A 24,828-nucleotide genomic window follows, 5' to 3' on the forward strand; every position below is an offset into this window, starting at 1 on the left:
GACTAATCATGGAAACCAGAGCCAATTACGTACTTGTGGGCTTCTTCACCGTTCTGGTGATCCTGGCTGCATTCGGTTTCGTTTACTGGTCGGCCAATATCGGCGACCGTGGCGAGACCGCGCTGTTGCGCTTCCGCATACCGGGCTCCGCATCCGGCCTTTCGCGCGGGAGTGCCGTGCTTTTCAATGGTGTGAAGGTCGGCGATGTACGACGTGTCTATCTGGATCTGTCAAATCCCAGCGTCGCAATTGCAGATGCCGAGGTAGATCGCCTCACGCCAATAACCAGTTCAACCAAGGCAGATGTGGGACTGGCCGGGCTGACGGGCACGGCGAATATCGAGATGACGGGCGGAAACCCCAAAGAACCCAATCTGTTTGATCTGGCTGAGGAACAGGATGCCATCGCCGAGATCGAGGCGAGCCCTTCGGCAGTCACGAACCTGCTTCAGACTGCGCAGAGCCTCCTGACACGGGCCGATTCGGTCGTATCCCAGCTGGAAGGCTTTACCAAGGAAGCGCGCCAGCCGCTGACCGATACCGTCAAGAACGTTCAGCGCTTCTCTGAGGCCCTTGAACGCAATGCTTCCGGAATCGATAGTTTTCTCGCCAATGTAGGCGACCTATCCGAAACGATCTCGAAGGTCTCGGGCCAGCTCGACAGCACGCTGAAAGCAGCCGAGGAACTGATCACGTCGGTCGATCGTGACAAGATCAGTTCCGTGGTCAGCAATTTTGACGCGTTTTCGGGACGTCTTGAGAAGGCAAGCCGGAACATGGAAACGGTCATGGCAAGCGTGGAGGAGACGGTGCGTTCCATCGGAACCTTTTCCGGCAACGCCAATGACACGCTCGCCAAACTCGACGGCGTGCTGGAAAGCGTCGATCCGGCGACCGTGAAATCCGCGGTCGGCAATTTCGAACAGGCCAGCGCCACGGTGAACCGCGCTGCAAAGAGCATTGCCGATGTCAGCGAGACCGTCGACAGGCGCAAGGACGACATCGACAGTTTCATCACCAATGCCAGCGAACTGGCCGGTCAGCTCAACAAGTCTTCCAGGCGGCTGGATTCGGTCTTGGCCAAGCTCGATGGGCTGCTCGAAACCGGGGATGGGGAAGGCCTGATGGCCGATGCCCGCGAAACACTGAAATCGTTCCGCCAGATGGCTGAGACGCTCACACTTCGCGTGGATGCGATATCCGGAAATCTGGAACGTTTCTCCGGCGGTGGGCTGCGTGAGGTCGAGTCGCTTGTTCGTGATGCCCGCCGTTCGATCAATCGGATTGAAAGTGCCGTAACGGACTTTGAACAGAACCCACAGCGCATCATTACCGGTGGCGAGGGTACGATTCGTCGTTATGACGGACGCGCGCGGCGTTGACTTTGCGATCACATAACCTCAAACAAAATGAGCGTTTAATAATGATTGAGGGGCGAACCCATCGGTGTGTCAGCGCTGGGTCGAGGAGCGTAGCTTGTTGAAAGCGGGTGCGAGGTTTTCCGCGCTGCTGGTTTGCGGCGGTCTTTTGGCCGGCTGCGCAGCGCTTCCTGGTGGTGGACCACCTCCAGTCGACGCCTTCGATCTTTCCACACCGTCCGTTTCGCAGGATGGACGGAGGGTTGGTCGCCGGCAGATCCTCATTACCGAACCCACGGCCATCAAGACGCTCGACGGCCAGGATATTGTCGTGAAAACGTCAAGCGGCGCCATTCAGTATCTCGATGGAGCCCGGTGGGCGGATCGTCTTCCACGTGTTGTCCAGACCCGCATCGCTGATCTCTATCAACGTTCCGGGCGTTTCGGCGGCGTGGGCATGCCGGGCGAGGGGCTGGCAATCGACTATCAGATCCTGGCGGATCTACGCTCCTTCGATATCCGTACGGACGGGCAGGACCGCGCTGAGGTGGAAATCTTCGTGAGGATCCTCAACGATCGGAATGGTGTTGTACGGGCGTCCCGAACGTTCAGTGCCTCGGCTCCGGTCATCGGTACCGGCGGAACGGCATTCGCATCGGCGCTTGACCGCGCCTTCGCTGCCGCGATGGCCGATCTGGTGGACTGGACCATATCGAGTATCTGAGACCTCTCTACTCCATTCGGGAAGTGAGAGAGTGCGAACCGGTGCCTCATCCGGTCTCGCTGACCCGCAATGATTGGGCAAACGGATTGCCCTTTGCGGCCTTCCTGACCTTGATGACGAAGTTTCGACGCGCCCCGCGATACAAACGCAAGGGACAGGCGACCATTCGTTCAACGGCGTCCCCGTATTCGGAGCTGGTGGTCCTGTGCGATCGGGGGGCTGATGGGCAGCAATCCGCAGACATGAAAACGGGCCCTTGCGGGGCCCGTTTTGCGATCAGTGCGCCTGCTTTGACATTTTAGCGAAGCCGGCCACTTGCATGCGCCAGCATGGTGTAGACCTTGCCGGTGTCGGATGACAGATAGGTTTGCGTCATCATATCGTCCCTGTCTGAGCGGGACACATCGCGCAAAAGCTTTTCGAAATCCCGGCAGTAAAGATCAACTGCCGCGTGGAATTCCGGATCAGACCGGTATTTGCGCTGGATTTCATCAAATGTCTGCTGTCCCTTCAGGGTGTAGAGACGGCGCGTGAACACATTGCGCTCACCCCGACGATACCGGTCCCATAGGTCGATCGAGGCTTCGTGATCGATGGCGCGTGCGATATCCACCGAAAGCGAGTTCAGCGATTCCACGACGTGCAGGGCGGAACGGTCTTCCTTCTCGACCACCGGAGCTGACTGCTGGCGGGTCTGGCTGTTGTTTTCCTCGCTGGATGCGCTGCGGAGCAGATCCTTGATCCAGCCGCCACCGCCTGCGCCCTGTGCAGGAGATGGCTGGGCGGGCTGAGATGAACGCAGCTTCTCGGGCTGGCGCTCTGCCTGACGTGCGGCTGGTGCTGCCGAAGCGGTCTGGCTCGGACGTTCGGCAACCGGCTTCTGTACCTGCGCGGGAGCCGGCTGGGCCTCGCGTTGCGGCTGTTGTGCCGGGGGTGCGGCTCGGGGGGGCCGGGTCACGCAGCGGGGCAGGAGCCGCGGCCGATGCCAGACGTTCCGTGTCATTCTGCTCCGATGGGTGCAGACGACCCGATTTCGAAACGATCTCCGAGAGCTCCTTTAGTGCATTCACCTGCTCGGTGATTGCATTGCGCATGGCAAAGGTCGATTGTTTTGCCTCCGCAGGGATATCGGCGATGCCACGCTTCATCTCACTGCGGGCTTCCTCAAGTTCGCTTCGGATTTCGGCGGCAGTCCGACGGATTTCTTCTGTTGCGCCACTGAAGCGCTCGGTTGCCGCTTCGACCACCTCCGAGATGGATTGGCGGATTCCATCGACGGACTGCTGGGTGCGGCCCTCTGCCGTAGCGAGCGTGCGCCCGATGAAGTCTTCGAATGCACTCATCGTGCGCTCGATGTGAGCTGACTTCTCCGCGAGGCCTGACGCCAGCGCCTCCAGGGCCTTCTGGCGCTCTTCGAGATTGCCTCCGAGCCCGGAATGCGCTCGCTCCAAAAGGTCCGATGCGCTTTCCAGAACCTTGCTGTGATCTTCGAACCGGCTCGCAATGGCCGAAATCTCGCGCAGTGTCCTGTTGGAGAAATCTGCGAGACGACCGGAGTTGGCGTTGATCAGGCTCGCGGAATTGGAGAAGGTTTCTGCGGCTTTCTCGGCATTTTCTGCAAAACCGCTCGTCGTGGCGCTCAGGCGCTCGTCCACTTCTGCCAGGTTTTTCGAAGCGGTTGAAATCAGTACGCTGAGCCTCTGCCCCGATGAACCGAGTTTCTGGAGGAGTTCATCGATGTGCCCCGTCATGTTCGACTGGGCGTCGTGGAAGGCCGAAAGCGTTTCCTGTGTGCGGTTCGTCAGCGCACTGATAAGGGCGGCGTTCTCCGTTTCAAGACGCTGTGTTGTCTCGGTGGTGATTGCCTCGATGCTTTCGCGCAGCTCGCCACCGCTAGCAGCAAACCGGTCGACAAGGGGCTTCGCCGTTTCATCAAGAATACGCGAAATTTCCGAGGTGCGGTTTGCCAGAACCTCGTTGAGCTCACGCGTGCGCTCCTCCAGTTTGGAGACGGTTTCGGTGGTGCGCTTGCCGATATGTTCGTCGACGGAGGCGAAGGTCTGCGCGATCGTGTCCGCAGTGGAGACAAGCCTTCCCTGTGTAGTGGAAAGCTGCTGGTTGACATACTGGGCAACCGATTCTGCGCTTTCACGCAGGCGCCCATCCGCATCCTTGATGCCGCTGGAAATGGCACCTGCGATCATGCTGGCGCTGTTGGAAAGACGCTCTTGCAGGCTCGACAGGGATTCGCCCATCTGGTTTGCCCGTGCGTCCAGCTCGGCAGAGGTCTGATGCGTGCGGGCAATGATCCGCTGATCAAAGTCTTCAAAGGTCTTGGACAGATTGTCCGTGCGCGCCGCGAGCTGCTCAGCGGTCTCCTCGACCCGGTTGAGGATTTTCTGATCAGCAGTATCAAAGGTCTCGGCAATTGCTCTGGTATGCTGAGAGAGTGTCTGGGCCGTGTTCTCGAGCCGTTCGGCAATCCGTCCATCCACCTCGGCAAAGGTCTGGGCAAAGACACCCGCCCGCTCGGTGAAGCGTGCGGAGGCATTGTCGAAGGTGCGATCGATATCCTCGATCCGTGCCCCCAGGGTCGACGCTGTCTGATCGGCGCGCGCTGCAATGCGTTTGTCGGCGTCTTCGAAGACCTTCGAGGCTTCTTCATTCAGTTTGGACGTTGCCTCGATCACCTTGTCGCGTAGCGAGCCGGCGACGACCACGGCGCTTTTTTCAAGCGTGGTGCGGACATTCTCGACGCCCATGGAGAGTGCTTTCTCCATGGTCTGCGTGCGCTCTGCGATGATGTTGGTCTGTTTGGAGAACATCTCGTTGACGCGCGTCGCTTCGTCTTCGATCACCGCATTGAGCGCCTGGCGGCGTTCGTCGATCTTGGCAATGTTGACGTCGAGGGCTTCGGCAAAACCATCCCGCGTCTTCGCAAGTTGCTGAACCTGTTCGCCGATGCCGGTCTCGAATGTCGTGCGGGCCACATCCAGCTTTTCCATGTCCGAATGGAGAAGACCCGAAAGACGCTGATGCGTTTGTTCGAATTCCTGGATCTGGCGTTGTGCGGCTTCGTTCATCCGAACCTGGGTCGCGTCGATGCGCTGTATCCCTTCGTCGAAATGAGCGCTCATCTCCGACCAGTTGCGGTCAATCTGCTTGCCAAATTCTCCTGCGGTGTTTTCCAGCATGATGCCGGTAGAAGCCACGAGGTCTGAGAATTCGGTGCTGAGCGCCGTCTTTCCGGCCTCGACGGCAGCGGAAACCTCGTCCTTGCCGTGAGCAAACGTGTCTGCAATCTCGCGGGTGCGCTCGACGAGCGTTTCGTTGATGCTGCGCGCACGTGCTTCAAGCGCGGTGTTGAGTTTCTGAGTGCCGGCGTCGAGCGCTTCGGCGCGTGTTGTGAACTCTGCGATAAGAGCGCGTCCACGCTCCGTGATCGCACCCTCCAGTTGACCAAGGCGCGAATCGAACTCGTTGGAGATGGAATCGGCCGCTTCCCCGAGGGAAGAGAGAAGCGTCGAGCTGCGCGTCTCAAACAGGCTGTTGAGAGAGCGGGCGGTCTGGTCGGACTTTTCGGCCAGCGTTGCGATACGCTCATCGAACAGATTGCTCAGGGTTTCGGCTGCGCTTGCGGTTTCCTGGGTCAGGGTTCCAAGGCGCGAATCCAGAACGCGGGTGAGAGTCTGTTCGGCTTGCTGCGTGTTTTCCGAGAACGATGCAATGCGGGTGTCGAGCGCGCTTCCAATTTTGGCAACGGCCTCGTCGGCGCCCTCGGTAAGGGCAGAAACGCGGGTATCGAGAAGCCCGCCGATCTTTTGCGTGGCATCATCCGTACGCTCGGCGAGCGTTGCAAGCCGCGTGTCGAACAGTGTTGCAAGGTTCTGGGTCGCGTCTTCCGTGCCCTTGGTGAGGGATGCGATGCGCGTGTCCAGAAGGCTGGCCACAGCGTCACCCGACGTTGTGATGCGCTCCGAGAGGCTCTGGATGCGCTCGTCTATGCCCTTGTGCAGGTTCCCGCCAGTGCCTTCAAGCTGCCTTAGAAGGCTGGCGCTGGACTCGTTGACGGAGGCGGCCAGTTGCCGGGACGCATCAGCGATCGTGGCGCGAATGCGTTCGCCGGCCGTGTCCAGCTCGTCTTTCAGGATTTCATGTGCACCGGCGATCGAAGCACGAACACGCTCCGCATGGCCGACAATTCCTTCTCGCTCGGTGCCGAGGCCGTCGACGAGATGGCGAATGCGCGCTTCGTTTTCTGAGTAGGCGCGTTCAAGCTCGCTGACCTCCGTGTGGACCAGTGATTCCAGTTCCACTGCACGGGTGAGGGTGCGGTCCATCCCGTCACCCATCGCCTGCACTTCACGGCGAACGGCCTGACCGACGGTCATGATGCGTTCATGAGCGAGATTTTCAGGCTCCGACATGCGCAGTGCGGCTTCGGCCATGGACTGGGCGGCAAGGCGCATTTCATGGGCTCTGCGCACCATGACGGCAAAGCCCCAGAACAGGATGACAGGTACGATCGTGCCGACAAGCAGGGCAATGGCGTGGGGAGCGGCCAGGAAGTCTGCCGTGGACCGCAGCTGCCAGAGTTCCGATCCATAAAGCAGCTGTCCGAGCAGAGCGCCGGCTCCGATCCAAAGGACCGAGAGTATGGCGACCAGCCAATAGGCAGTGTTCGGTGCGCGGCGGTCGAAGCGGCGTACGACCGAACTGAAGTCTCCGGCACGATCATCATTGGCCGGAGCGAATGTCTGAGCTTCGTTTTTTTCCGGAGCAGGCTCTACAGGCGTCAGATCCTTACGGTCCGCGGCGGCCGTGCCTGAGCGCTGGGACGCAGACACGTTCGTGGGGGGCTCGGCGGATTTTGGCTCAGAGGTTGTTGGTTCCGCTTTCTTCCCGCCCTGAGGAGGCGTTTTTTTCTCGCTCACGGTGACTTTCTCGTCTCCGTTCTGGTCGCGGTTCTCGCGCGCGAGTTCTTCGGCCGCGGCCGATATCTGGGCTTCCAGATCCTCCATGGAGGCCGCGATGTCCAGGTCGCCATTCTCAAGACCGTCCGCAAGTTCAAGGTCGAGGGCATCCTCGAGTTCCTTCGCGAAATCGCGCTTGGGTTGTTTCTTCTTTGCTACTGTACGCGCCATACCGCCAAACCTCAGCTACTCTCCGCCGGAGCCTCATACACAAACTCGAGGATCTCGTACTCCGACACTACGCCCAAAATGAGCCACCCGTATCGTACTGGGACAGAAGGCTGTTGAAAACACGCAATCGGTCCGATGTGTAAAAGTTTAAACATAAGGTTAACGGGCATTTTGGCAAAACCGTCACTTTGCACCAATGCCGTTAACCTGCCGTCCATTCGGGATTAATAGTGTGTGAATTCGAACCTGGAAAATGCGTTGGGACCATGCCGGTATCAGACGAAACGCCTCTTCGGGGCAGGGTGGATACGACCTCCGGAAAGGATGAACCGCTCGATTTGGACCATCTTTCGCGACAGACGCTGGGTGACGATTCGCTGGCCCGGGAAGTGCTGGGCATGTTCATCGATCAGACCCGGGGGCTGGTGGGGCGGATGACCAGTGCAACTCCGGCCGTACGACGCGAACTTGCGCATGCGCTCGTGGGGGCCGCGCGTGGAATTGGCGCTTTCGCGGTGGCGGACTGTGCTGCGAAGATCGAAAAAGAACCCGCTTGCCTGGATGAGATCAGCCATTTGTCTGTCCTTCTCCACAAAACACATGATTACATTGTAGCAAAATGCTGATTTGGCGTTGCTTTTCTGGGAATGGTTTGCCTTTCCTTTCGAAAAGCAATAGGTGGTGCACCTGCCATGAAGCAGCTCATGCCCGATCCCGTCTCGAGGTGGGCGAGTGCTGGTCCTGTTCAACGAGTTTGCCGAGAGATTGCATGCCGAAGATCTCCTACATCGTTCCCGACGGTACGCGTTTCGACGTGGAGGCCGAGAACGGCTCCACGGTTATGGAAAACGCCATCCGCAATGCTGTACCGGGCATTGAGGCCGAATGCGGCGGAGCCTGTGCCTGTGCCACCTGTCATGTCTACGTGGATGAACAGTGGACGGACATTGCCGGCCAGCCGGAGGCGATGGAGGAGGATATGCTCGATTTTGCCTTCGAAGTTCAGCCAAACTCCCGCTTGTCCTGTCAGATTATCGTGCGTGATGAGCTCGATGGGCTGGTTGTGCGTATTCCCGAGCGGCAGGCCTGACAATCCTAGTCCCTCGACAGGTCGGGCGCCGGCTTTCTAGCCAGGGTTTCTACCATTCTCCAACTGCTCGAGCCGATAGTTCAGAAGCTGCATGAGGCGCCACTCGAAATTGCCGCTTTCAATGCGGTCGAAACGTGCCTGCGCCCTGTCGTGCTCTTCCAGCTTTCGATTGGTGATCTCTTTGGCGTGAGCCTGCATTGCCGCACAGGTTCGGTGTGGCGTCAGGCTTTTGATGGCCGTCTCGATCTCGCGCGCGTAGCGTTTGGCAATTCCCAGATGGCTCTCTTCATGGCGTTTGATGTCTTTCGACAGCGTGTCCCAGATCAACGCGGTTTCAGCGGGCGCGGTTTTGCGGTTGCGCCAGCGTGGTAAGAAGACCTTGGCATCGACCATTACATGCACTGCCGCGATGCGGCAGCGGCGTTTGTCTTCCTCGTAGGTGATCTTCGTTTTGAACTCCATCCGCGTTGCCCCCGGGTGACGCTGTCCTGTGCTTTTCACGTGGGGCCCGCGGGAACGAAGCTGGTGTTCGATTTCGCTCAGGGTTTTCCCGCCTATGCTGAAATAGCTGTAGCTGCGCGAAACATCTGCGGCAGAGACCGGGAAAGGGCCAACGGCCAGGAGTGCAAGAAGTGCAAGCGGAAGACGTTTCATTTTCTCTCCAGGCCCGACCAGCAGTGTTCGGTTGTGCGGCATTGCATGCGCATCAGTTGGGTCATCGACTCATGCATCCTTACACATTGCGGTTGATTTTGGCCGCAATGAGCCGCAAAAGCGGGAAGGGTTGAAACCGTTTCGCTGGTGCGGCGGGTTTTGCCTCACAGCCGTGACCTGGAGGCCTTTCGCCTGATGACATCACCGATCTGGAAGCTCGCGCACGGACGCCAAATCACGCTTGGTCCCCAATCCGTCATCATGGGCATTCTCAACGTCACCCCCGACAGCTTTTCTGACGGTGGCAGGTTTTCCAGGCTCGATCAGGCGCTGGAACATGTGGACAGGCTCATTGCCCAGGGGGCTCAGATTGTCGATATCGGCGGTGAATCGACACGACCCGGAGCAGCGCCTGTCAGCGCGGCCGAGGAGCAGGACCGGATCTTGCCGCTGTTTGAGGCACTTGCCGGGCGAAAAGACATCATCCTCTCCGTTGATACCTACAGGGCGGAAACCGCGCGGCTTGCGGTCGCCGCCGGCGCCCACATCGTCAACGATGTGTGGGGCGGACAGCGAGAGCCGGACATTGCCGATGTCGCCGCCCGCACCGGTGCAGGCCTTGTCATCATGCATACCGGACGCGGACGGACAAAAGATCCCGATGTGATTGCGGATCAGTTCTCATATCTGCGCCAGTCGCTTGATATCGTTGGGAAATGTGGCGTTGAGGAAGCGCAGGTCGTGGTCGACCCCGGGTTCGGTTTCGCCAAGGACACGTGGGAAAATCTCCAGATCATGTCGCGCTTCGAAGAACTTGCCGACCTGTCATACCCGCTTCTTGTTGGAACCTCACGCAAACGGTTTGTCGGGGCGGTGACCGGTCGCGAAAACGCCAGCGAGCGGGATGTCGCCACTGCAGCCACGAGCGCGATCCTGCGTTGCAAGGGGGCGGCCGTGTTTCGGGTCCACGATGTCGCAATCAACCGTGACGCATTGGCGGTGGCCGATGCTATGCTGGCGGCGCGAGAACAGGCGGAGAAGCGATGATCTATGTAATCCGAATGAAGAATTGCGCATTCTTTGCACGTCATGGTGTTCACGACGAAGAAGAGCGCCTTGGCCAGCGTTTTTACGTGGATGCCGAGCTGCATGTGGATGCGGGCAGGGCGCTCAGCGACGATTCTCTGGAGGGCACGGTCGATTACGGCGCGGCATTCAAGGTCATTGAAGAAATCGTTGCAGGCAAACGGCGCTTTCTCATCGAGGCTCTGGCTCTTGAAGTGGCAAGGACTCTGGCCTCAAGGTTTCCTCAGATTGCGCGTTCCGAGATCACCATTCGCAAGCCCAATGCACCGGTTCCAGGGGTGCTGGACCATGTGGAGGTCACCGTGGCGTGGCCCCAGTAGAATGAGCACGACAACGGGTTCCTATCTGGGGCTGGGCGGAAACATCGGAGATCCGCAGCGAGCGATGCAGCTTGTTCTGCAGGCCCTCGATGAGAGAGAGGACACACAGGTGCTTTCTGTGTCTTCGATCTATCGCACGCCCCCCTGGGGCAAGCTCGATCAACCGGATTTCCTGAATGCGGTGGCGCAAATCAGCACCGAGCTTTCTCCGCGGGCACTTCTGGATGAGTGCCTCAAAATCGAACGCGCATTGAAGCGCACTCGCGGCGAGCGCTGGGGACCAAGGCCAATCGATGTCGATGTCCTGCTTTACGGACATCTGCGTGTCGATGAGGATGGGCTTGCGATCCCGCACCCGAGAATGGCGGAACGCGCGTTTGTTCTGGCTCCTCTCGCCGAGATTGCTCCGCAGATGGAGTTGGAGGGCCGGAACATAAGCGATCGCCTTGAAGAGCTTGATCGCTCCGGCATGCAGCGCATGACCGCTGATGGTGGTTGGTGGCGGAGTGTGAGCTCGAAAAATGCGGCTGGTCGCCGCATTCTGGATAATGGTTGCCCTTGAAAACAATCGGTGCCGGGGCGTTGTTCGTAGCTGAACTTTCTACTGGCGCGCGATGGCCTTTATGCCGCCTGAACCGGTGCGCTTCAGCTTCATTCCTACAACTGGCACCATATCGTCGTTTACCTTCACCGAAATTGTGATGTGCATGGTGTTGTTGTTGCTGATCCGGGCGCGCATCGCACCGCTCAGTGAAGAGCGATGAAGTGCGAAGACCACGTCGTTTCCGATGACCTTGCCTTCCGTAACATCGAGACCCTTGCCGGCTGCGCCATCGAGAAAAGTACCTCGATAAACGCCGTTTGAGCGCACCACGGTGGCCCTCATGGGCTGGGTGAACACGCCCACGCGGCAGCTGCCATCAAGGTCCATGCCGATCTTCTTGTCAGGCGTGTCGCCAGCAAAATTGCAGACGAATTTGGTGCCCTTGTATTTTCCCGCCACAATCTCGCCGGGGCCAGACCAGCTTCCCTCCACTGACTGGAAGAAGCGCCGCTCCCTTTCGGATGCCTCTGCCGTGCCGGCCAGACCGGAAATCGGGGCTGCTGCAGCGACGAGAACCGCGAGCTTGAAAGCGAATTTCAGCATGAGCGAAAAAACCAGAACAGATTGAAACAAACTACCACAGCGAAGTCTGCAGCAGATTGGTTAAGGCTTTGTCTACCATGAGCTGCTGATTCGTGGCAGTCGCCGCTGATCAAAACCTGCTGTCGCCCTGTTGTATCAGGATTGAGTGATTATCAGCGTCCATCTTTTGCCGGTTCGGATTTCGATTTGTTGTTGGCCGTTGTTTCACTGGCAGTGAAACGCGTGAGCGCTTTGAGAAAATCCCCGACGCCCGGGCGCTGTTCGGCGTTGAATGGCAGGGGGCCGCGCTGCCTCCATGGCCGCAATTCCTATCCGTGCCGTCATCATCCCGTTCACCACGCCTTCGCCGAGTTTGGCGGAAAGACGCGCTGCAAGTCCATGTCCCACAACCTGCTGGACGAGTGTTTCGCCGGCTGCCATTGAACCGGTGATCGCCAGATGAGCGAGAATGCTGCGGACAAGCCGCATGAAACCCAGAAAGCCGGGGCGGGCGCCATAAAGGTCCGCGATCCGCCTTGTCAGCCGTGCTGCTTCGAACAAAACATAGATGATGTCGACCAGCGCACGGGGAGAGACGGCGGTTACGACCGAAACGCGTTTAGCCGCATTGAGGGTCTGAACGCGCGCCAACGCATCAAGCGGTGCGAGCAATTGCTTCTCGGCGACTGACAGCAGATCCGCACCATCGATAATGTCTCCGTCCAGCTGCTCAATCGCTCTTCGACCTGCCGCGGTTTCGGGCTTTCCGGCGAGCAGTTGAGTGAGTTTTTTCAAGGTTTGCCGCGCTTGGCGCGCGTCGTTGCTCGCAATGGCCGATGTGGCTTCGCGACGTATCGCTTCCATTGAGGACAGCCGAACAATGGCAAGCGCCTCGCGGATCAGCAGTGCCAGAAACGCCAGAAGTGCGATGGCGGCGGCAGAAAGTGCCAGCCAGCCAAGCCAGTCAGCGCGATTGAAAAGATCCCGCACCAGGCCGTCGATCCAAAGCCCGATTGCGAGCGAGACAAGGAGCCCCATGGCGGCAATCAGGATTCTCCCCAGCATCCCACGACGACGCGGCGGCAATGGCGGAGGAGAACCTGCATCGAGATCGGGTTTGCCGAAATAATCGTCATCCATCGCCACGACTGCGATGGCTTTTTCAGGAGGCAGGGCCTTGGGTTTGCGTTTTGGCGCCGACTTTCGCGGCGCACTCTGCTTGGCCGGTTCAACGCGAAAAGACGCAGGTGCTCTGCTCATGCGAGATGATCTCCGACAAGAAACTGTAGGGCGCGGTCGAGCCTGATATGGGGCAGGGAAAGCTTAAGTCCTTCCGCTGTGCGTTCCAGGCTGGGTGGGCGAAACCGCACGAAGCGTAGCTGTTCGTCGACCGCTGAATCCGGACCGGTTTGCGAAGTCTTGCTCTGGAAAATCAGTCCAGGCTTCTCCGGCAGATCGCCGGGGAAAATTGCGGTTTCGGTTTCACCGTCAAATATGTCGCCAGCGATTTTCTCGCCTTTGAGCGGTGTGCCTATGATAACCGGTAGCGTTTCTTTGCCCTGACGTACGCTGCCTTCGCGGGTGGCACGCACGGCCGCCATTGCCAGGACGTCAACATTGGCGCCGGAGAAATCGGCGCGGGCAATTGCCCGGTCGGCCAACCGCCTCACGATCGCCTGCAACCGGTCATGGCTTTCGTGATGAATATGGTCTGCTTTCGTGGCCGCGATCAGAATTCTGTCGATCCGGTGCGAGAACAGGCCGGTCAGGAGGTTGCCTCGCCCGGGGCGGAAGCAGGACAGGATTTCGGTCAGCGACCGCTCCAGATCACCGACCGCTTCACTGCCTGCATTCATCGCCTGCATGGCGTCGATCAACACGATCTGCCGATCGAGCCGGGCGATGTGTTCGCGAAAAAACGGGCGTATGACGTGATTCTTGTAGGCTTCGTACCGCCTTTCCATCATGGCATGCATAGAGCCGGGGGCAGGTCGGGAGCCGGGATCAACCAAAAGCGGCGCAAATGTCAGCGCTGGCGACCCCTCCAGATCGCCGGGCATCAGAAACCGGCCGGGGGGAAGTGTCGACAGCGCTCGGTGATCCGCCCGGCAGGCGCGCAGATATGAGGAAAACGCCTCGAACAGCTTGCGCGCTGTCATCTCATCGCCGGGCTCTGCTGGGTCGATCCCGCTTGTGAGTGCCTGCCAATCGGCCGAAAGCTCGGACCGCACCGGAAGTCTGGCCATGTCCAGTGCTTCGCGACTGAACGTTCCAAAATCCTTGGCGAGAAGCGGCAGGTCGAGCAGCCACTCGCCTGGGTAGTCGACAATATCGAACGAAAGTTTCCCGCGTGAGAGGAGCCGATTCCAGGCCGATGCCGATTCGAATTCAACCGTGAGGCGCAATTCTGATATCGCCCGCGTGGAGGCCGGCCAGATCCGATCGTTGACCAGGGCGGCAATGTGATCCTCATACTGAAATCTGGGAACCGCGTCGTCGGGTTGATGCTCCAGATAGGCACGGGAAATTCGTCCGGAAGCCTGCGCTTGGAAAAGAGGAAGGCGGCCACCGTGGAGCAGATTGTGTACCAGGGCGGTGATGAAAACGGTCTTGCCGGCCCGTGAAAGCCCCGTGACCCCGATACGCAGCGACGGGGAAATGAAGCTGGTCGCGCGGTCTGCCAGCGTGTCGAGCGCAATCCGCGCCTCATCCGTGTAGGTCGTCAATGAAGCCAAAGGGCAAAATCCTCAAACGAGACAAGAGTTTGCATATAGGACTTCAGGGAAGGCGGTTGTAGAGCAGCCCGCTGGAAAGTACTTACCGATCGTGCGGTGGTTTCAGGAACGCCTCCAGCCGTCCGCTCCGCGTCCCGATCTCTGCCAGTGGTAAGGAGAAGGACAAAACCGCAAGCGCACATGTGGGAAACCCTGAAGTCGCTTCATTGAGTGCGGTTGCATTGCTTCGGGATGAGGAAAGCTCAAACACCACATCCTCCATCATGGGATTGTGCCCGATAACCAGGATGTTGTCTCCGATCGGTGCTTCTTGGACGGCGCAGACATAGTCAAGCGCATCAGAATTGTAGAGTTCGGCATGGAATTGGGTTTGCAGTTGCTGTGAACTCAGTGTGGAGGTGAGGTTTTCCAGCGTTTCCACCGCACGTCGCGCCGTCGAGCACAGGATTACATCGGGGAGAAAGCCTGCCATGCGCATGCGAAGGCCGAGAGCTTTGGCGTCGGATTGTCCAGACTGGGTGAGGCCCTCGGTCGAAATCGGAAATCCCCGGTGCTGCCCATCCGGCTTTGGCATGGCGAAGGAGGAAAAGACGCGGCATCACGCAAAACCGGAAAATTGTGCCGGAGAATTTTCGGAATACCATTCGATTTCGGACAAAAGCGCTGTTTTTCCCTTCATTTCGTATCCCTTGCTGATTTCTGTTCAACGCAAAGTCTATACGGAACGCCTGTCCGGTGCAGTGGATATCCACGTTTTCCGACGCTTTTAACAAAAGCGTGAACCATGGCGCCTTTGTGCTTGTGGTTGTGGGGGACCGTGAATATATAGGCGCGGGCGTCAAAACATCTCAGGGTGACTCGATGAATGAGCTCAGTAATACCGAATACGTGCCCACCGAGGACGAACCCTTCATGAATGAGCGCCAACGCTCCTATTTCCGTGCGAAATTGTTGCGTTGGAAAAGCGATATTCTAAAGGAAGCGCGTGAGACCCTCGATGCACTACAACAGGAGAACGCCAACCATCCCGACCTGGCTGATCGTGCGTCGTCGGAGACCGACCGCGCAATCGAACTGCGGGCTCGCGACCGTCAACGCAAGCTGATTTCCAAGATTGACGCTGCCCTGCAGCGGATTGAGGAAGGCACGTACGGTTATTGCGAGGAGACAGGAGAACCGATCTCTCTGAAACGTCTGGATGCGCGTCCGATCGCAACCTTGTCGATCGAGGCGCAAGAGCGTCATGAACGCCGCGAGAAGGTTTATCGCGACGACTGACAGACGGAAACGTCGGTCCTGCGGCCGGCAACATCTGTCCATTGTATGCGCCATGCCTCAAGGCTGGCGCTTTTTTTTGCCAACACCTTCTTTTGAAGACCGGTTCCCGTGCTTCGGCTGCCGTATAGGTGCCTGTTCAGTGCTTCTGCTCGGACATTTCCTCAAGAAGGCGGCTCATCTCGTCTTCGAGTGTGTTTTCGAGCTGCGTCGAATTGTGTTCTGCCATGAGTGAAGGCTCTGAAACCGCTGTTGGTCGGTTTTCAGCGACCGGGGTTGCTGACGTCCCCGCTGGTGTCGTCGGGGCAACGGGACGTGCGGATGCTGCAGCGCTTTGAGTTGCCTCCGAGGGAGCTTCGATGTCGGGAGCGCGTACGGGTTGGCTGGACTGAACGGGTTCTCTGCGATCATTCACCGGGTAGCGTGTTGGAGCCTGGGCGGGTGGCACGGTCGACCTGGAAACGGTCCTGAAACCGTGTGCCGCAGGTGCAGAGCGTCGCTCGGGGCGAGGGGCAGCCGGCGCCGCCGGCTGCGGTGAACGGGGCTCGCTCACGGGGTCGAGACGGGGCGCGTCTGCCTGTGTGGAGAGGTCGTGTGCAACACGCTCGACCGTCTCCCCGACAATCGGAACTGTCTCTGCTGTGGTGACCGTTTCTTCAAGGTCCCGAGCCGGTATCGGGATGTCGCTTTCAATGACGACATCGCTCGGGCCGCCGATCAGAATGAGATGTTCGACGTTGTCACGCCGGACCAGAACAAGACGCCGGTGATTGTCCACCGGTGTGGCATCGGTGACGCCAAGGCGCGGCTGCCGGTTTCGGCCTCCGGAAATGAAGGTACCCGAGGTGAAACGCCGATTGGCGCGTAGAAACACGAGAAGGACAATCGCAACGGCGAGAAGGATGATCGTCCAGAACGCTGCGGTCGCATACGCTTCACCAAAAATTCCCACGAGCCAGTCGTTCATGCATTTGCTCCCTTCTATGGCGTTCGGGCCAAATTAGGCATCACCTGGTTGAGCGGCAACCCGCCCGGTCCTGGATTTTGTGCTTTGCCACGGTCCGTCATCGCCATTCAGCAGCACAATTCGGGCAAAGAATGGCGATTTGCGTTTCGATTACACGTGTAAGCTTGCAGATGCCGGGAGCCCTGATATATCCGGAAGAGACCGGGTCACGTGGAGCCCGGCAAGAACTGGGCGCGACAGACGGGAAACGAATGGCAAGGCACACCGGGGGAGAAATCCACGCAGCACCGATTGTTGACCAGAGCTCTCGGCCGGGCGCCATTGCGCGGCTGATCATATTCATCGTCATCCTCACGCTTTCGGCGGTCGCGTTTTCCGTTTTTCGCGACAGCCTAGGAGACCCTTTCCTGCTTGGCCTTCTTGGCGTGCTGGCGATGATCGGAGTCGGCTTTCTGTTTGCCACTGCAATCGGATTCGTGCAGGTGGCACCGCGTTCTGCGGGCAGCGAACTGTCGAGGGCCTTTGTCGATTCCATGGAGGAGGGCCTCGTGGTTGCGGACACCAAGGGCCGCATCCTGTATGCCAACAATGCTTATGCAGAAATGACCGGGGCGACATCCGTCGCTGACGTGAAAACGGTCGACAGCCTTCTTTCCGACAATCCTGAAGCGGCACCGGTGATCGAAAAGCTGTCGGCCGGACTGCGCGACGGCCGCGCGGGCGATGGCGAGTTTCGCCTTACTCGATCCATTCGCCCCGGCAGTCACCTCGGTGCACGCTGGTATCGCACCTGGGCGCGAATCTTCAAACTTCCGGGCTATCGTCAGCCCGTTTCAGCCTGGCAGATTGCCGATATCTCGGAAGAGCGTGCAGAACAGGAACGTTTTTTCCTCGATCTGCAAAAGGCAATCGATCACCTCGATCACGCACCGGCCGGCTTTTTTGCTGCGGATCCCGATGGCCGCATCACCTATATCAACGCCACACTTGCCGAATGGCTGGGGCTCGATCTTGCCAACTTTGTTCCGGGCGCGGTCCGGCTTCCACAGATCGTCGCCGGTGACGGCATGGCACTGATCAATGCTGTGAAAGCCGATCCCGGCACAGCACGCAACGCAATGATCGATCTCGACCTTTCCACGATCGACGGTGAGGTGTTGCCGGTTCGCTTCATGCATCGGGTAACGGCCAGCCGGGAGGGTGCCGTAGGCCCTACCCGAACCATTGTTCTCAACCGCCAGGTGGGAGAAGACGCTTCAGCGGATCTGCGGGCTTCCGAAGTTCGCTTCACGCGCTTCTTCAATTCCACGCCCATGGCGATTGCCTCCGTGGATCACGACGGACGCATTCTGCGCACCAACGCACCGTTTCTTTCGCTTTTCTCACGGGTGGTGGACAGTGACGCGCTTGAACGGAACATCCGGCTTGATGCGGTCATCCATCAGAATGATCACGAAGCGTTTGCCGTCGCACTGGAACGGGCGAAGCAACGTCAGGCCGAAATCGCACCCATCGACACCGTGCTTCCCGATGATGAAGAGCGACATGTGCGCTTCTATGTGAATCCCGTCGTGGACCACGAAGGTGGTGAAGGCGCGGAAGAAGCGGCCATCGTCTATGCGGTGGAGACGACCGAGCAAAAAGCGCTCGAAGCGCAGATGGCGCAGAGCCAGAAGATGCAGGCCGTTGGCCAGCTTGCCGGCGGAATTGCACACGATTTCAACAATGTGCTGACGGCCATCATTATGGCATCGGATCTGCTTTTGACGAATCATCGCCCGTCGGACCCGTCCTTCCCCGACATCATGAACATCAAGCAGAATGCCAACCGTGCCGCTTCACTGGTGCGACAGCTTCTTGCGTTCTCCCGCAGGCAGACACTGCGTCCGGAAGTGCTCAACCTCACCGATGTCCTGGCAGACCTTCGCATGCTCTTGGCGCGCCTTGTTGGAAACGAGATATCGCTCGCCATCGAGCATGGCCGTGACCTCTGGCCAGTCAAGGCGGATATCGGCCAGTTCGAGCAGGTGGTGGTCAATCTCACCGTCAACGCCCGTGACGCCATGCCGGAAGGGGGCAAACTTCATGTGCGCACCCGCAATGTGAGTGCGGAGGAATGCGCAAAATTCCCATATCGCGAGCTCGTTGCGGCCGATTACGTTTCGGTTGAGGTCAGCGACTCCGGAACGGGTATAGATCAGGAAACCATCAAGAAGATCTTCGAGCCGTTCTTCACCACGAAAGAGGTCGGCAAGGGGACCGGGCTCGGGCTGTCCATGGTCTATGGTATCGTGAAGCAGACGGGTGGGTTCATTTTCTGCGATTCCGAACTCGGGAAGGGGACAACCTTCAGGATTTTCCTGCCGCGGCACATCCCCAGCGAAGCGGAGAAAGTTTCCGAGGAAGCGACTGCACAGAACGATGCCGCAGTGCGCGCGAAGGAAGAAAACAGAGACCTTTCCGGTTCGGCGCGTGTGCTTCTCGTCGAGGACGAGGATGCTGTTCGAATGGGCAGTGTGCGCGCGCTTTCCTCTCGTGGATATGAGGTTCACGAAGCGAGCTCGGGTGTGGAGGCTCTTGAAATCTTCAACGAACTTGACGGCAAGGTTGATATCGTCGTTTCCGATGTGGTCATGCCGGAAATGGACGGACCGACCCTGCTTGGCGAGTTGCGCAAGGTACAACCGGATATCAAGTTCATCTTCGTGTCGGGCTACGCAGAAGACGCCTTTGCGAAGAACCTGCCCGAGGATGCCCAGTTCGGATTCCTGCCCAAACCATTCTCCCTCAAGCAGCTTGCAACTGTGGTGAAGGAGATGCTCGAAGACGGGTGATCTGACGCAATGTGGCCCTCGGAAACCGGGATTGTGTTCCCGGGCTCCGGGGGAGGCGATCTCGCGTCATCGCTTTGATGCGAATGGTCACACCGTGACGGCCCGCTCCACCCGGTTCTGGGCGCCAAAAAGCCTGATGTAGCGCTCGATCTCTGCAGGATCGCCGGTGGCCTTTTGAGGGTTGTCGGACAGTTTGACAGCCGGGTTTCCATCGGCCGTGCTGACCTTGCAGACCACTGAAATCGCCTTCAGGCCTTCAACCTCCTTGGGCGCGCAGTCCTCGAAATCGTTGGTGAGGTTGGTACCCCAGCCGAACGCCATGCGTACCCTGCCTTCAAAGTGGCGATAGGCTTCCTCTATCGTGTCGACATCCAGCCCGTCGGAGAAGATGAGCAGCTTGTCGCGCGGGTCCTTGCCATGCTTGCGCCAGAACTCGATGATGCGTTCGCCACCCTCGATCGGCGGTGCACTGTCTGGCCGGAACCCGGTCCAGTCAGCGACCCATGGCGGAGCGTTGCGCAAAAATGTTTCCGTGCCAAAAGCATCGGGCAGAACAATCAGGAGATTGCCGCCATAGTAGCTTTGCCAGTCCTGAAGGACACGGTAGGGCGAAGCGAGGATCTCTTCGTCCGTCTGGGCAAGGGCGGCCAGCACCATCGGCAGCTCATGCGCGTTTGTTCCAAGCGCTTCAAGGTCCGTATCCATTGCCAGAAGCACGTTGGAAGTGCCGGTAAAGGAGTCTCCGATGCCTTCCTTCAATGCCTCCACGCACCAGCGCTGCCAAAGAAAGGAATGCCGGCGTCTGGTGCCAAAGTCCGAAATCCTGATGTTCGGCAGTTTTTTCAGCCGCTCCACCTTTGTCCAGACCTTGGCCTTGGCGCGCGCGTAAAGCACGTCGAGTTCGAAGCGACCGAGAGAGCGCATCGCTGCTCTTGAACGCAGTTCATTGATGATGGCGAGGGCAGGGATTTCCCACATGGTGGTCTCCATCCACTTGCCATGAAAATGCAGCTCGAACTGTCCGTCGCGCCGTGTGAGCTCATATTCGGGTAGGCGGAAATCGGCGAGCCAACGCAGGAACTCGGGCTGGAAAATCTGTTTCTTGCCATAGAACGTGTTGCCTGCGAGCCAGATCATCTCTTTTTTGGAGAAACTGATCGCGCGGGCGTGATCGAGCTGCTCGCGGAGTTCTCCCTCATCAATCTCGTCCGCTAGCCGGACCGATTTGTTGCGGTTGATGAGTGAGAAAGTGGCATCGACATCAGGATAGAGGCCCCAGATCATCTGCAGCATGAGCAGCTTGTAAAAGTCCGTGTCGAGCAGACTGCGGCAGATTGGATCAAGCTTCCATGTGTGATTGTAAACGCGGCGCGCGATATCGGTTTTCGGCATGGTGATTTGATCCTGCGAGTGTCAGCCACCGGGTCGCGGCCGTTATTTGCCGGGCAGACCACACCGGCAGGCCACGATTGTCAACGTTTGCGTGATGTGAACTGGCTGTGCGGTCGAGAAAACCACATATGAATTCAATGAGAAGGCGTTGGTGAGCCAGTTCGCGCGGGGCCGGTCATGAACCGGCATTGCGTTGGTTAATGTCTCGTTAACGCATCGGGCCGAAACTCGGAGACGGGAGGAGCCCATAGGAGGTGACGATGTTCAACTCTGGATCCACCCTTGCTGACCTGCTTCAGGCGGGCATGTTTTGCCTGGTCGCGGCCTTGCTGACTGTTGATGGTTCTGTCGCCCATGAGGCAGAGCGCGGCTGGCGTTATCCCTACGCCTGCTGCTCGGATCGCGACTGCCGCGAAATCAGGGACGCCGCCGTTTCGGAGGGGCCCGATGGATACGTCATAGAGGTCACGGGAGAACTCCTTCCCTATACGGACAGGCGGGTTCGCAACTCGCCGGATGGCGTGTTTCACTGGTGCTCGGTGGCCGGGCGGGATGATACGCGAACCATCTGTCTGTTCGTGCCTCTGCGCAGTTTCTGACACCTCGCACGAAGCCGCGAAACGACACGATCGATCAAAGCGGGATGTTGTCGTGTTTCTTCCAGGGGTTCTGCAGATCCTTGTTTCGCAGCATGCGCAAGGCGCGGGCGATGCGCTGCCGGGTCGAGTGCGGCATGATGACTTCATCGATGTAGCCGCGTTCTGCCGCCACGAAGGGAGATAGAAACCTGTCTTCATACATGCGGGTGTGGGCCGCAATCTGCTCGGGATCGTCAATGTCCTTGCGAAAGATGATCTCAACCGCACCTTTGGCGCCCATGACTGCAATCTGGGCGGAGGGCCAGGCGTAATTTATGTCGCCACGCAGGTGCTTCGATGCCATGACATCGTAAGCTCCGCCAAAGGCTTTTCGGGTGATCAGGGTAATTTTGGGGACGGTGGCTTCCGCATAGGCGAAGAGCAGTTTGGCACCATGTTTGATAAGGCCACCGTATTCCTGCGCGGTGCCAGGCAGGAAGCCCGGCACGTCGACATAGGTGACGATGGGGATGTTGAAGCAGTCGCAGAAGCGTACGAAGCGAGCCGCCTTGCGTGAAGCATCCGAATCCAGAACGCCGGCGAGCACCATCGGCTGATTGGCCACGAAACCCACAGTCCGCCCCTCCACGCGGCCAAAACCCGTGACAATGTTTTTGGCGAATGACGCCTGGATTTCGAAGAAATCGGCTTCATCGCAGGTCTTCAGGATCAGTTCGCGGATATCATAGGGTTTGTTGGCGTTGTCGGGAACCAGCCGGTCGAGCGAGTGGTCGGGTTCAGAAATGGGTTGAAAACACTCGATCTCGGGCAGGTCCGCAGTGTTGGAAGTGGGCAGGAAGTCTATGAGCCTGCGCATCTGCAGGAGCGCTTCGACATCATTGTCATAGGCTCCATCGGCAATCGACGATTTGACCGTATGGACAGAGGCCCCGCCAAGCTCTTCCGCGGTAACGGTTTCGTTGGTTACCGTTTTGACCACATCGGGACCGGTGACGAACATGTAGGATGTGTCACGGACCATGAAGATGAAGTCTGTCATTGCCGGAGAATAGACGTCACCACCGGCGCAGGGACCCATAATGACAGATATTTGCGGTATCACGCCCGAAGCGAGAACGTTTCGCTGGAATATCTCGGCATAGCCGCCAAGAGCGGCGACGCCTTCCTGAATGCGCGCACCGCCAGCGTCGTAAAATCCGATAATGGGAGCGCGGTTCTTTAGGGCCATTTCCTGGACCTTGACCACTTTTTCTGCATGTGCCTCGGAAAGAGATCCGCCGAAGACGGTGAAATCCTTGGCAAAAACGAATACAGTGCGGCCGTTGACTGTGCCCCAGCCCGTGACGACACCATCGCCTGAGATGCGGGTCTTTTCCATGCCGAAATCGGTGGATCTGTGTTCGACGAACATGTCAAACTCTTCGAAGGAGCCTTCGTCGAGAAACGTCTCGATGCGCTCGCGCGCGGTCAGCTTCCCCTTGGCGTGCTGGGCCTCAATGCGGCGTTTCCCACCACCTTCTCGCGCCGCGAGGCGGCGACGCTCCAGTTCCAGAAGCACCTCTTTCATGCGTGTCTCCCCCCTTCGGCGATGAACGGACCTTTGCTGTTAGCATGGGTCGACAGTGAGGCAAATACGCCGCGCACGGCATTCCGCACGCGGCGCATGCGCGAAGATTACCAGCTGCCGGTATTCTTCATGGATGCCCAGGGTTCTCTCGGTTCCTTCGCTCCGCCTTTCTGCAAGAGTTCAATCGAAATGCCATCAGGTGAACGGATGAAGGCCATGCGCCCGTCACGCGGAGGGCGGTTGATCGTGATACCGGCACTCATCAGCCGGTCGCACAGGGCGTAGATGTCATCGACTTCATAGGCAAGGTGGCCAAAGTTCCGGCCCCCGGCATATTCTTCCGGATCCCAGTTGTAGGTGAGCTCGACCAGTGGGGCCTGCTCTTCCAGCGCACGCGCTTCATCTTCCGGCGCCGATAAGAACACGAGGGTGAAACGGCCTTTCTCGTTTTCTGAACGACGAACCTCGGTGAGGCCAAGCTTGTTGCAGTAGAAATCCAGTGATTCCTCGAGATTCTTCACGCGGACCATGGTGTGCAGATATCGCATCTTTGTCCTCATTTTCGGGTTTACGTATCAGATACAGCGGGGCTACCCGCGCCATTCGGCAATGTTGCACGTTAACTGATTGTGCTGCACTGCGGAAATCTCTCAACTCGGTTTGTTTTCACCTGTTGTTGAAAATCAAAAACTGGGTCTTGCTATGCCACAAAGTGCCAATGCTATCTTCGAACTACACAGTGAGTCGGGCGGACTTGAAAAAAGGCTTGATGGAATGGACGACAAGTCCTCGACAACCAGAGCGTATGATGCCGGCGAGAACGCGGCGAGCGTCGATAACGCTGCAGAACTCGGCGAACACGTTGAAATCTCCGGTTCGATCAAGTGGTTTGATGTCGCAAAGGGCTTTGGTTTCATTCTTCCCGACAACGAAGAGCATGGGGATGTGCTACTTCACGTAACCTGCATGCGCAAGGACGGGTTCCAGACCGCACCCGAGGGGGCCCGCGTCGAGTGCTATGCGCGCAAGGGCGATAGGGGGCTTTATGCTTTGAAGGTCCTCTCAATGGACCTGTCAACGGCGGTTCAGCCGAGCGAAGACGAGCCGACGAGGACCCATGCGATCGTCAAGCCGACCAGCAAGCTGGAGCGGGCCATCGTCAAGTGGTTCAATCGCGCCAAGGGGTATGGCTTTGTTACCCGCGGCGAAGGCACCGAAGACATTTTCGTGCATATCGAGATCGTGCGAAAGTCCGGGATGACGGAGCTGGTTCCCGGTCAGGTCGTGGTGGTTCGTTTCGGTCCCGGTGAAAAAGGCCTCTCTGCCACAGAAATTCACGCTGACAACGGTACTTTGAACGTTGCGCATTGACGTCGCTTTCGCGATGCAGTGAAACTGACGACAATGATGCATCTGTTCAATCGTCTGTTGTTTCGCTCCCGATTTGCCGGTCTGATAGCGCTGGCTCTCGTTGCGGGGTATGCGGAGAGCCCGGCTCAGGGAATGGCTCATGGGATCACTCATGGGACAACAATGCGTCTGCCCGTCGACCCGGCCCCCCCTGGTTGTGGACACAGCGCACGGCAGCATCGAGTTCGAGGTGGAGATTGCAGACGAGCCGGGTGAGCGTCAGCGCGGCCTGATGTTTCGTCAGTCAATGCCCGCCAACCGTGGGATGCTCTTCATCTTTTCCACAGAGCGCAGGCACGGGTTCTGGATGCAGAATACTCCAATGGCGCTGGATCTGATCTTTATTGGCTCGAGCGGAGAGGTCCGGGCGATAGCGCCCGGAATTCCCTTTTCTACCGCTTCGATTTCACCGGACGTGAGATCGCAATTCGTGCTTGAACTCAAATCTGGAACCGCGCAAAAGATGGGCATGAAGGTCGGCGACAAGGTGCATCATCCGCGCATCGCGTCGGCTGTTGCAAAGTAACCGGCATTGGCGTTTCCCTGA

Annotated in this window: 22 protein-coding genes and 1 pseudogene; 11 read left to right on the forward strand and 12 right to left on the reverse strand. The window is 58.5% G+C overall.

Annotation, left to right across the window (positions count from 1 at the left end; all coding sequences use genetic code 11):
* The first annotated feature begins 8 nt into the window (after nucleotides 1–8).
* Entirely contained in the window at nucleotides 9–1,382 is a 1,374-nt protein-coding gene (locus AB2N04_RS11330; protein ID WP_367714602.1) for an MlaD family protein, read from the forward strand.
* Between the two features lie 97 nt (nucleotides 1,383–1,479).
* Nucleotides 1,480–2,082 (forward strand): ABC-type transport auxiliary lipoprotein family protein, encoded by a 603-nt coding sequence (locus AB2N04_RS11335; protein WP_367718789.1) that lies wholly within the window; start codon nucleotides 1,480–1,482, stop codon nucleotides 2,080–2,082.
* A 298-nt stretch (nucleotides 2,083–2,380) separates the two neighbouring features.
* On the opposite strand, the gene AB2N04_RS11340 is transcribed toward AB2N04_RS11335, so the two are convergent.
* The 3 genes from AB2N04_RS11340 to AB2N04_RS11350 all read right to left on the reverse strand — a co-directional run bounded on the left by AB2N04_RS11340 (nucleotide 2,381) and on the right by AB2N04_RS11350 (nucleotide 7,801).
* Entirely contained in the window at nucleotides 2,381–2,620 is a 240-nt protein-coding gene (locus AB2N04_RS11340) for a hypothetical protein (RefSeq protein ID WP_367714603.1), read from the reverse strand.
* Between the two features lie 7 nt (nucleotides 2,621–2,627).
* Complete coding sequence (locus tag AB2N04_RS11345; protein ID WP_367714604.1) at nucleotides 2,628–7,226, reverse strand: hypothetical protein; 4,599 nt, start codon at nucleotides 7,224–7,226, stop codon at nucleotides 2,628–2,630.
* A 275-nt stretch (nucleotides 7,227–7,501) separates the two neighbouring features.
* On the reverse strand, nucleotides 7,502–7,801 hold the full coding sequence (locus AB2N04_RS11350; protein WP_367714606.1) for a hypothetical protein: 300 nt from the start codon (nucleotides 7,799–7,801) through the stop codon (nucleotides 7,502–7,504).
* Nucleotides 7,802–7,995: 194 nt separating this feature from the next.
* Here AB2N04_RS11350 and AB2N04_RS11355 point away from each other — a divergent pair, with 194 nt between their 5' ends.
* Nucleotides 7,996–8,316 carry a 2Fe-2S iron-sulfur cluster-binding protein gene (locus AB2N04_RS11355; protein WP_367714607.1) on the forward strand — a complete coding sequence of 107 codons (321 nt, stop codon included), beginning with the start codon at nucleotides 7,996–7,998 and terminating at the stop codon, nucleotides 8,314–8,316.
* Nucleotides 8,317–8,352: 36 nt separating this feature from the next.
* Here the strand turns inward: AB2N04_RS11355 and AB2N04_RS11360 are convergent, their stop codons facing one another.
* Nucleotides 8,353–8,970, reverse strand: coding sequence for a DUF922 domain-containing Zn-dependent protease (locus AB2N04_RS11360; RefSeq protein ID WP_367714609.1), 618 nt, complete (start codon nucleotides 8,968–8,970; stop codon nucleotides 8,353–8,355).
* Between the two features lie 195 nt (nucleotides 8,971–9,165).
* Between AB2N04_RS11360 and folP the strand changes: the two genes are divergently transcribed.
* The 3 genes from folP to folK are packed head-to-tail and all read left to right on the forward strand — an operon-like array spanning nucleotide 9,166 to nucleotide 10,938.
* A complete protein-coding gene (gene folP / locus AB2N04_RS11365; protein ID WP_367714610.1) occupies nucleotides 9,166–10,017 on the forward strand; it encodes a dihydropteroate synthase in 852 nt (283 codons plus the stop codon).
* On the forward strand, nucleotides 10,017–10,376 hold the full coding sequence (gene folB, locus AB2N04_RS11370) for a dihydroneopterin aldolase (RefSeq protein ID WP_367718790.1): 360 nt from the start codon (nucleotides 10,017–10,019) through the stop codon (nucleotides 10,374–10,376). The genes folP and folB overlap by 1 nt, the downstream gene beginning before the upstream one ends.
* Before the next feature lies 1 nt (nucleotide 10,377).
* Complete coding sequence (gene folK / locus AB2N04_RS11375; RefSeq protein ID WP_367714611.1) at nucleotides 10,378–10,938, forward strand: 2-amino-4-hydroxy-6-hydroxymethyldihydropteridine diphosphokinase; 561 nt, start codon at nucleotides 10,378–10,380, stop codon at nucleotides 10,936–10,938.
* Nucleotides 10,939–10,977: 39 nt separating this feature from the next.
* Here the strand turns inward: folK and AB2N04_RS11380 are convergent, their stop codons facing one another.
* From AB2N04_RS11380 to AB2N04_RS11395, 4 genes and pseudogenes are all read right to left on the reverse strand, one after another.
* Nucleotides 10,978–11,523: a hypothetical protein gene (locus AB2N04_RS11380; RefSeq protein WP_367714612.1), complete on the reverse strand. Its 546-nt coding sequence runs from the start codon at nucleotides 11,521–11,523 to the stop codon at nucleotides 10,978–10,980.
* Between the two features lie 152 nt (nucleotides 11,524–11,675).
* Nucleotides 11,676–12,762 (reverse strand): annotated as a pseudogene (locus AB2N04_RS11385) (YcjF family protein).
* Nucleotides 12,759–14,237 carry a YcjX family protein gene (locus AB2N04_RS11390; protein ID WP_367714613.1) on the reverse strand — a complete coding sequence of 493 codons (1,479 nt, stop codon included), beginning with the start codon at nucleotides 14,235–14,237 and terminating at the stop codon, nucleotides 12,759–12,761. Before AB2N04_RS11390 ends, AB2N04_RS11385 begins: the two are co-directional and overlap by 4 nt.
* A gap of 82 nt (nucleotides 14,238–14,319) precedes the next feature.
* On the reverse strand, nucleotides 14,320–14,709 hold the full coding sequence (locus tag AB2N04_RS11395; protein WP_367714614.1) for a histidine phosphatase family protein: 390 nt from the start codon (nucleotides 14,707–14,709) through the stop codon (nucleotides 14,320–14,322).
* 389 nt (nucleotides 14,710–15,098) lie between these two features.
* Between AB2N04_RS11395 and dksA the strand changes: the two genes are divergently transcribed.
* Nucleotides 15,099–15,515 carry an RNA polymerase-binding protein DksA gene (dksA, locus tag AB2N04_RS11400; protein ID WP_367718791.1) on the forward strand — a complete coding sequence of 139 codons (417 nt, stop codon included), beginning with the start codon at nucleotides 15,099–15,101 and terminating at the stop codon, nucleotides 15,513–15,515.
* Nucleotides 15,516–15,651: 136 nt separating this feature from the next.
* Here the strand turns inward: dksA and AB2N04_RS11405 are convergent, their stop codons facing one another.
* Nucleotides 15,652–16,479, reverse strand: coding sequence for a hypothetical protein (locus AB2N04_RS11405; protein ID WP_367714615.1), 828 nt, complete (start codon nucleotides 16,477–16,479; stop codon nucleotides 15,652–15,654).
* Between the two features lie 251 nt (nucleotides 16,480–16,730).
* Between AB2N04_RS11405 and cckA the strand changes: the two genes are divergently transcribed.
* Nucleotides 16,731–19,313 (forward strand): cell cycle histidine kinase CckA, encoded by a 2,583-nt coding sequence (gene cckA, locus AB2N04_RS11410; protein WP_367714616.1) that lies wholly within the window; start codon nucleotides 16,731–16,733, stop codon nucleotides 19,311–19,313.
* An 87-nt stretch (nucleotides 19,314–19,400) separates the two neighbouring features.
* Here cckA and pncB read toward each other — a convergent pair whose 3' ends face one another.
* Nucleotides 19,401–20,705 (reverse strand): nicotinate phosphoribosyltransferase, encoded by a 1,305-nt coding sequence (pncB, locus tag AB2N04_RS11415; protein WP_367714617.1) that lies wholly within the window; start codon nucleotides 20,703–20,705, stop codon nucleotides 19,401–19,403.
* A gap of 305 nt (nucleotides 20,706–21,010) precedes the next feature.
* On the opposite strand from pncB, the gene AB2N04_RS11420 reads away from it, so the two are divergent.
* On the forward strand, nucleotides 21,011–21,304 hold the full coding sequence (locus tag AB2N04_RS11420) for a hypothetical protein (protein ID WP_367718792.1): 294 nt from the start codon (nucleotides 21,011–21,013) through the stop codon (nucleotides 21,302–21,304).
* Nucleotides 21,305–21,338: 34 nt separating this feature from the next.
* Here the strand turns inward: AB2N04_RS11420 and AB2N04_RS11425 are convergent, their stop codons facing one another.
* Nucleotides 21,339–22,871 (reverse strand): acyl-CoA carboxylase subunit beta, encoded by a 1,533-nt coding sequence (locus AB2N04_RS11425; RefSeq protein WP_367714619.1) that lies wholly within the window; start codon nucleotides 22,869–22,871, stop codon nucleotides 21,339–21,341.
* A 107-nt stretch (nucleotides 22,872–22,978) separates the two neighbouring features.
* Nucleotides 22,979–23,419 carry a VOC family protein gene (locus AB2N04_RS11430; protein ID WP_367714620.1) on the reverse strand — a complete coding sequence of 147 codons (441 nt, stop codon included), beginning with the start codon at nucleotides 23,417–23,419 and terminating at the stop codon, nucleotides 22,979–22,981.
* A gap of 226 nt (nucleotides 23,420–23,645) precedes the next feature.
* On the opposite strand from AB2N04_RS11430, the gene AB2N04_RS11435 reads away from it, so the two are divergent.
* Nucleotides 23,646–24,242, forward strand: coding sequence for a cold-shock protein (locus tag AB2N04_RS11435; protein WP_367718793.1), 597 nt, complete (start codon nucleotides 23,646–23,648; stop codon nucleotides 24,240–24,242).
* A 229-nt stretch (nucleotides 24,243–24,471) separates the two neighbouring features.
* A complete protein-coding gene (locus AB2N04_RS11440; protein ID WP_367714621.1) occupies nucleotides 24,472–24,807 on the forward strand; it encodes a DUF192 domain-containing protein in 336 nt (111 codons plus the stop codon).
* The last annotated feature ends 21 nt before the right edge of the window (nucleotides 24,808–24,828 follow it).

Source organism: Nitratireductor sp. GISD-1A_MAKvit (genome assembly GCF_040819555.1).
In the GTDB taxonomy this organism is placed as follows: domain Bacteria; phylum Pseudomonadota; class Alphaproteobacteria; order Rhizobiales; family Rhizobiaceae; genus Nitratireductor.

Bases quoted from the DNA above. Each gene is read 5' to 3' on its own strand.
- AB2N04_RS11330 (WP_367714602.1), top strand. From the start codon at position 9: ATGGAAACCAGAGCCAATTACGTACTTGTGGGCTTCTTCACCGTTCTG.
- AB2N04_RS11345 (WP_367714604.1), bottom strand. From the start codon at position 7,226: ATGGCGCGTACAGTAGCAAAGAAGAAACAACCCAAGCGCGATTTCGCG.
- AB2N04_RS11350 (WP_367714606.1), bottom strand. From the start codon at position 7,801: ATGGCTGATCTCATCCAGGCAAGCGGGTTCTTTTTCGATCTTCGCAGC.
- AB2N04_RS11355 (WP_367714607.1), top strand. From the start codon at position 7,996: ATGCCGAAGATCTCCTACATCGTTCCCGACGGTACGCGTTTCGACGTG.
- AB2N04_RS11360 (WP_367714609.1), bottom strand. From the start codon at position 8,970: ATGAAACGTCTTCCGCTTGCACTTCTTGCACTCCTGGCCGTTGGCCCT.
- folP (WP_367714610.1), top strand. From the start codon at position 9,166: ATGACATCACCGATCTGGAAGCTCGCGCACGGACGCCAAATCACGCTT.
- folK (WP_367714611.1), top strand. From the start codon at position 10,378: ATGAGCACGACAACGGGTTCCTATCTGGGGCTGGGCGGAAACATCGGA.
- AB2N04_RS11380 (WP_367714612.1), bottom strand. From the start codon at position 11,523: ATGCTGAAATTCGCTTTCAAGCTCGCGGTTCTCGTCGCTGCAGCAGCC.
- AB2N04_RS11395 (WP_367714614.1), bottom strand. From the start codon at position 14,709: ATGGCAGGCTTTCTCCCCGATGTAATCCTGTGCTCGACGGCGCGACGT.
- dksA (WP_367718791.1), top strand. From the start codon at position 15,099: ATGAATGAGCTCAGTAATACCGAATACGTGCCCACCGAGGACGAACCC.
- AB2N04_RS11405 (WP_367714615.1), bottom strand. From the start codon at position 16,479: ATGAACGACTGGCTCGTGGGAATTTTTGGTGAAGCGTATGCGACCGCA.
- cckA (WP_367714616.1), top strand. From the start codon at position 16,731: ATGGCAAGGCACACCGGGGGAGAAATCCACGCAGCACCGATTGTTGAC.
- pncB (WP_367714617.1), bottom strand. From the start codon at position 20,705: ATGCCGAAAACCGATATCGCGCGCCGCGTTTACAATCACACATGGAAG.
- AB2N04_RS11420 (WP_367718792.1), top strand. From the start codon at position 21,011: ATGTTTTGCCTGGTCGCGGCCTTGCTGACTGTTGATGGTTCTGTCGCC.
- AB2N04_RS11425 (WP_367714619.1), bottom strand. From the start codon at position 22,871: ATGAAAGAGGTGCTTCTGGAACTGGAGCGTCGCCGCCTCGCGGCGCGA.
- AB2N04_RS11430 (WP_367714620.1), bottom strand. From the start codon at position 23,419: ATGCGATATCTGCACACCATGGTCCGCGTGAAGAATCTCGAGGAATCA.
- AB2N04_RS11435 (WP_367718793.1), top strand. From the start codon at position 23,646: ATGGACGACAAGTCCTCGACAACCAGAGCGTATGATGCCGGCGAGAAC.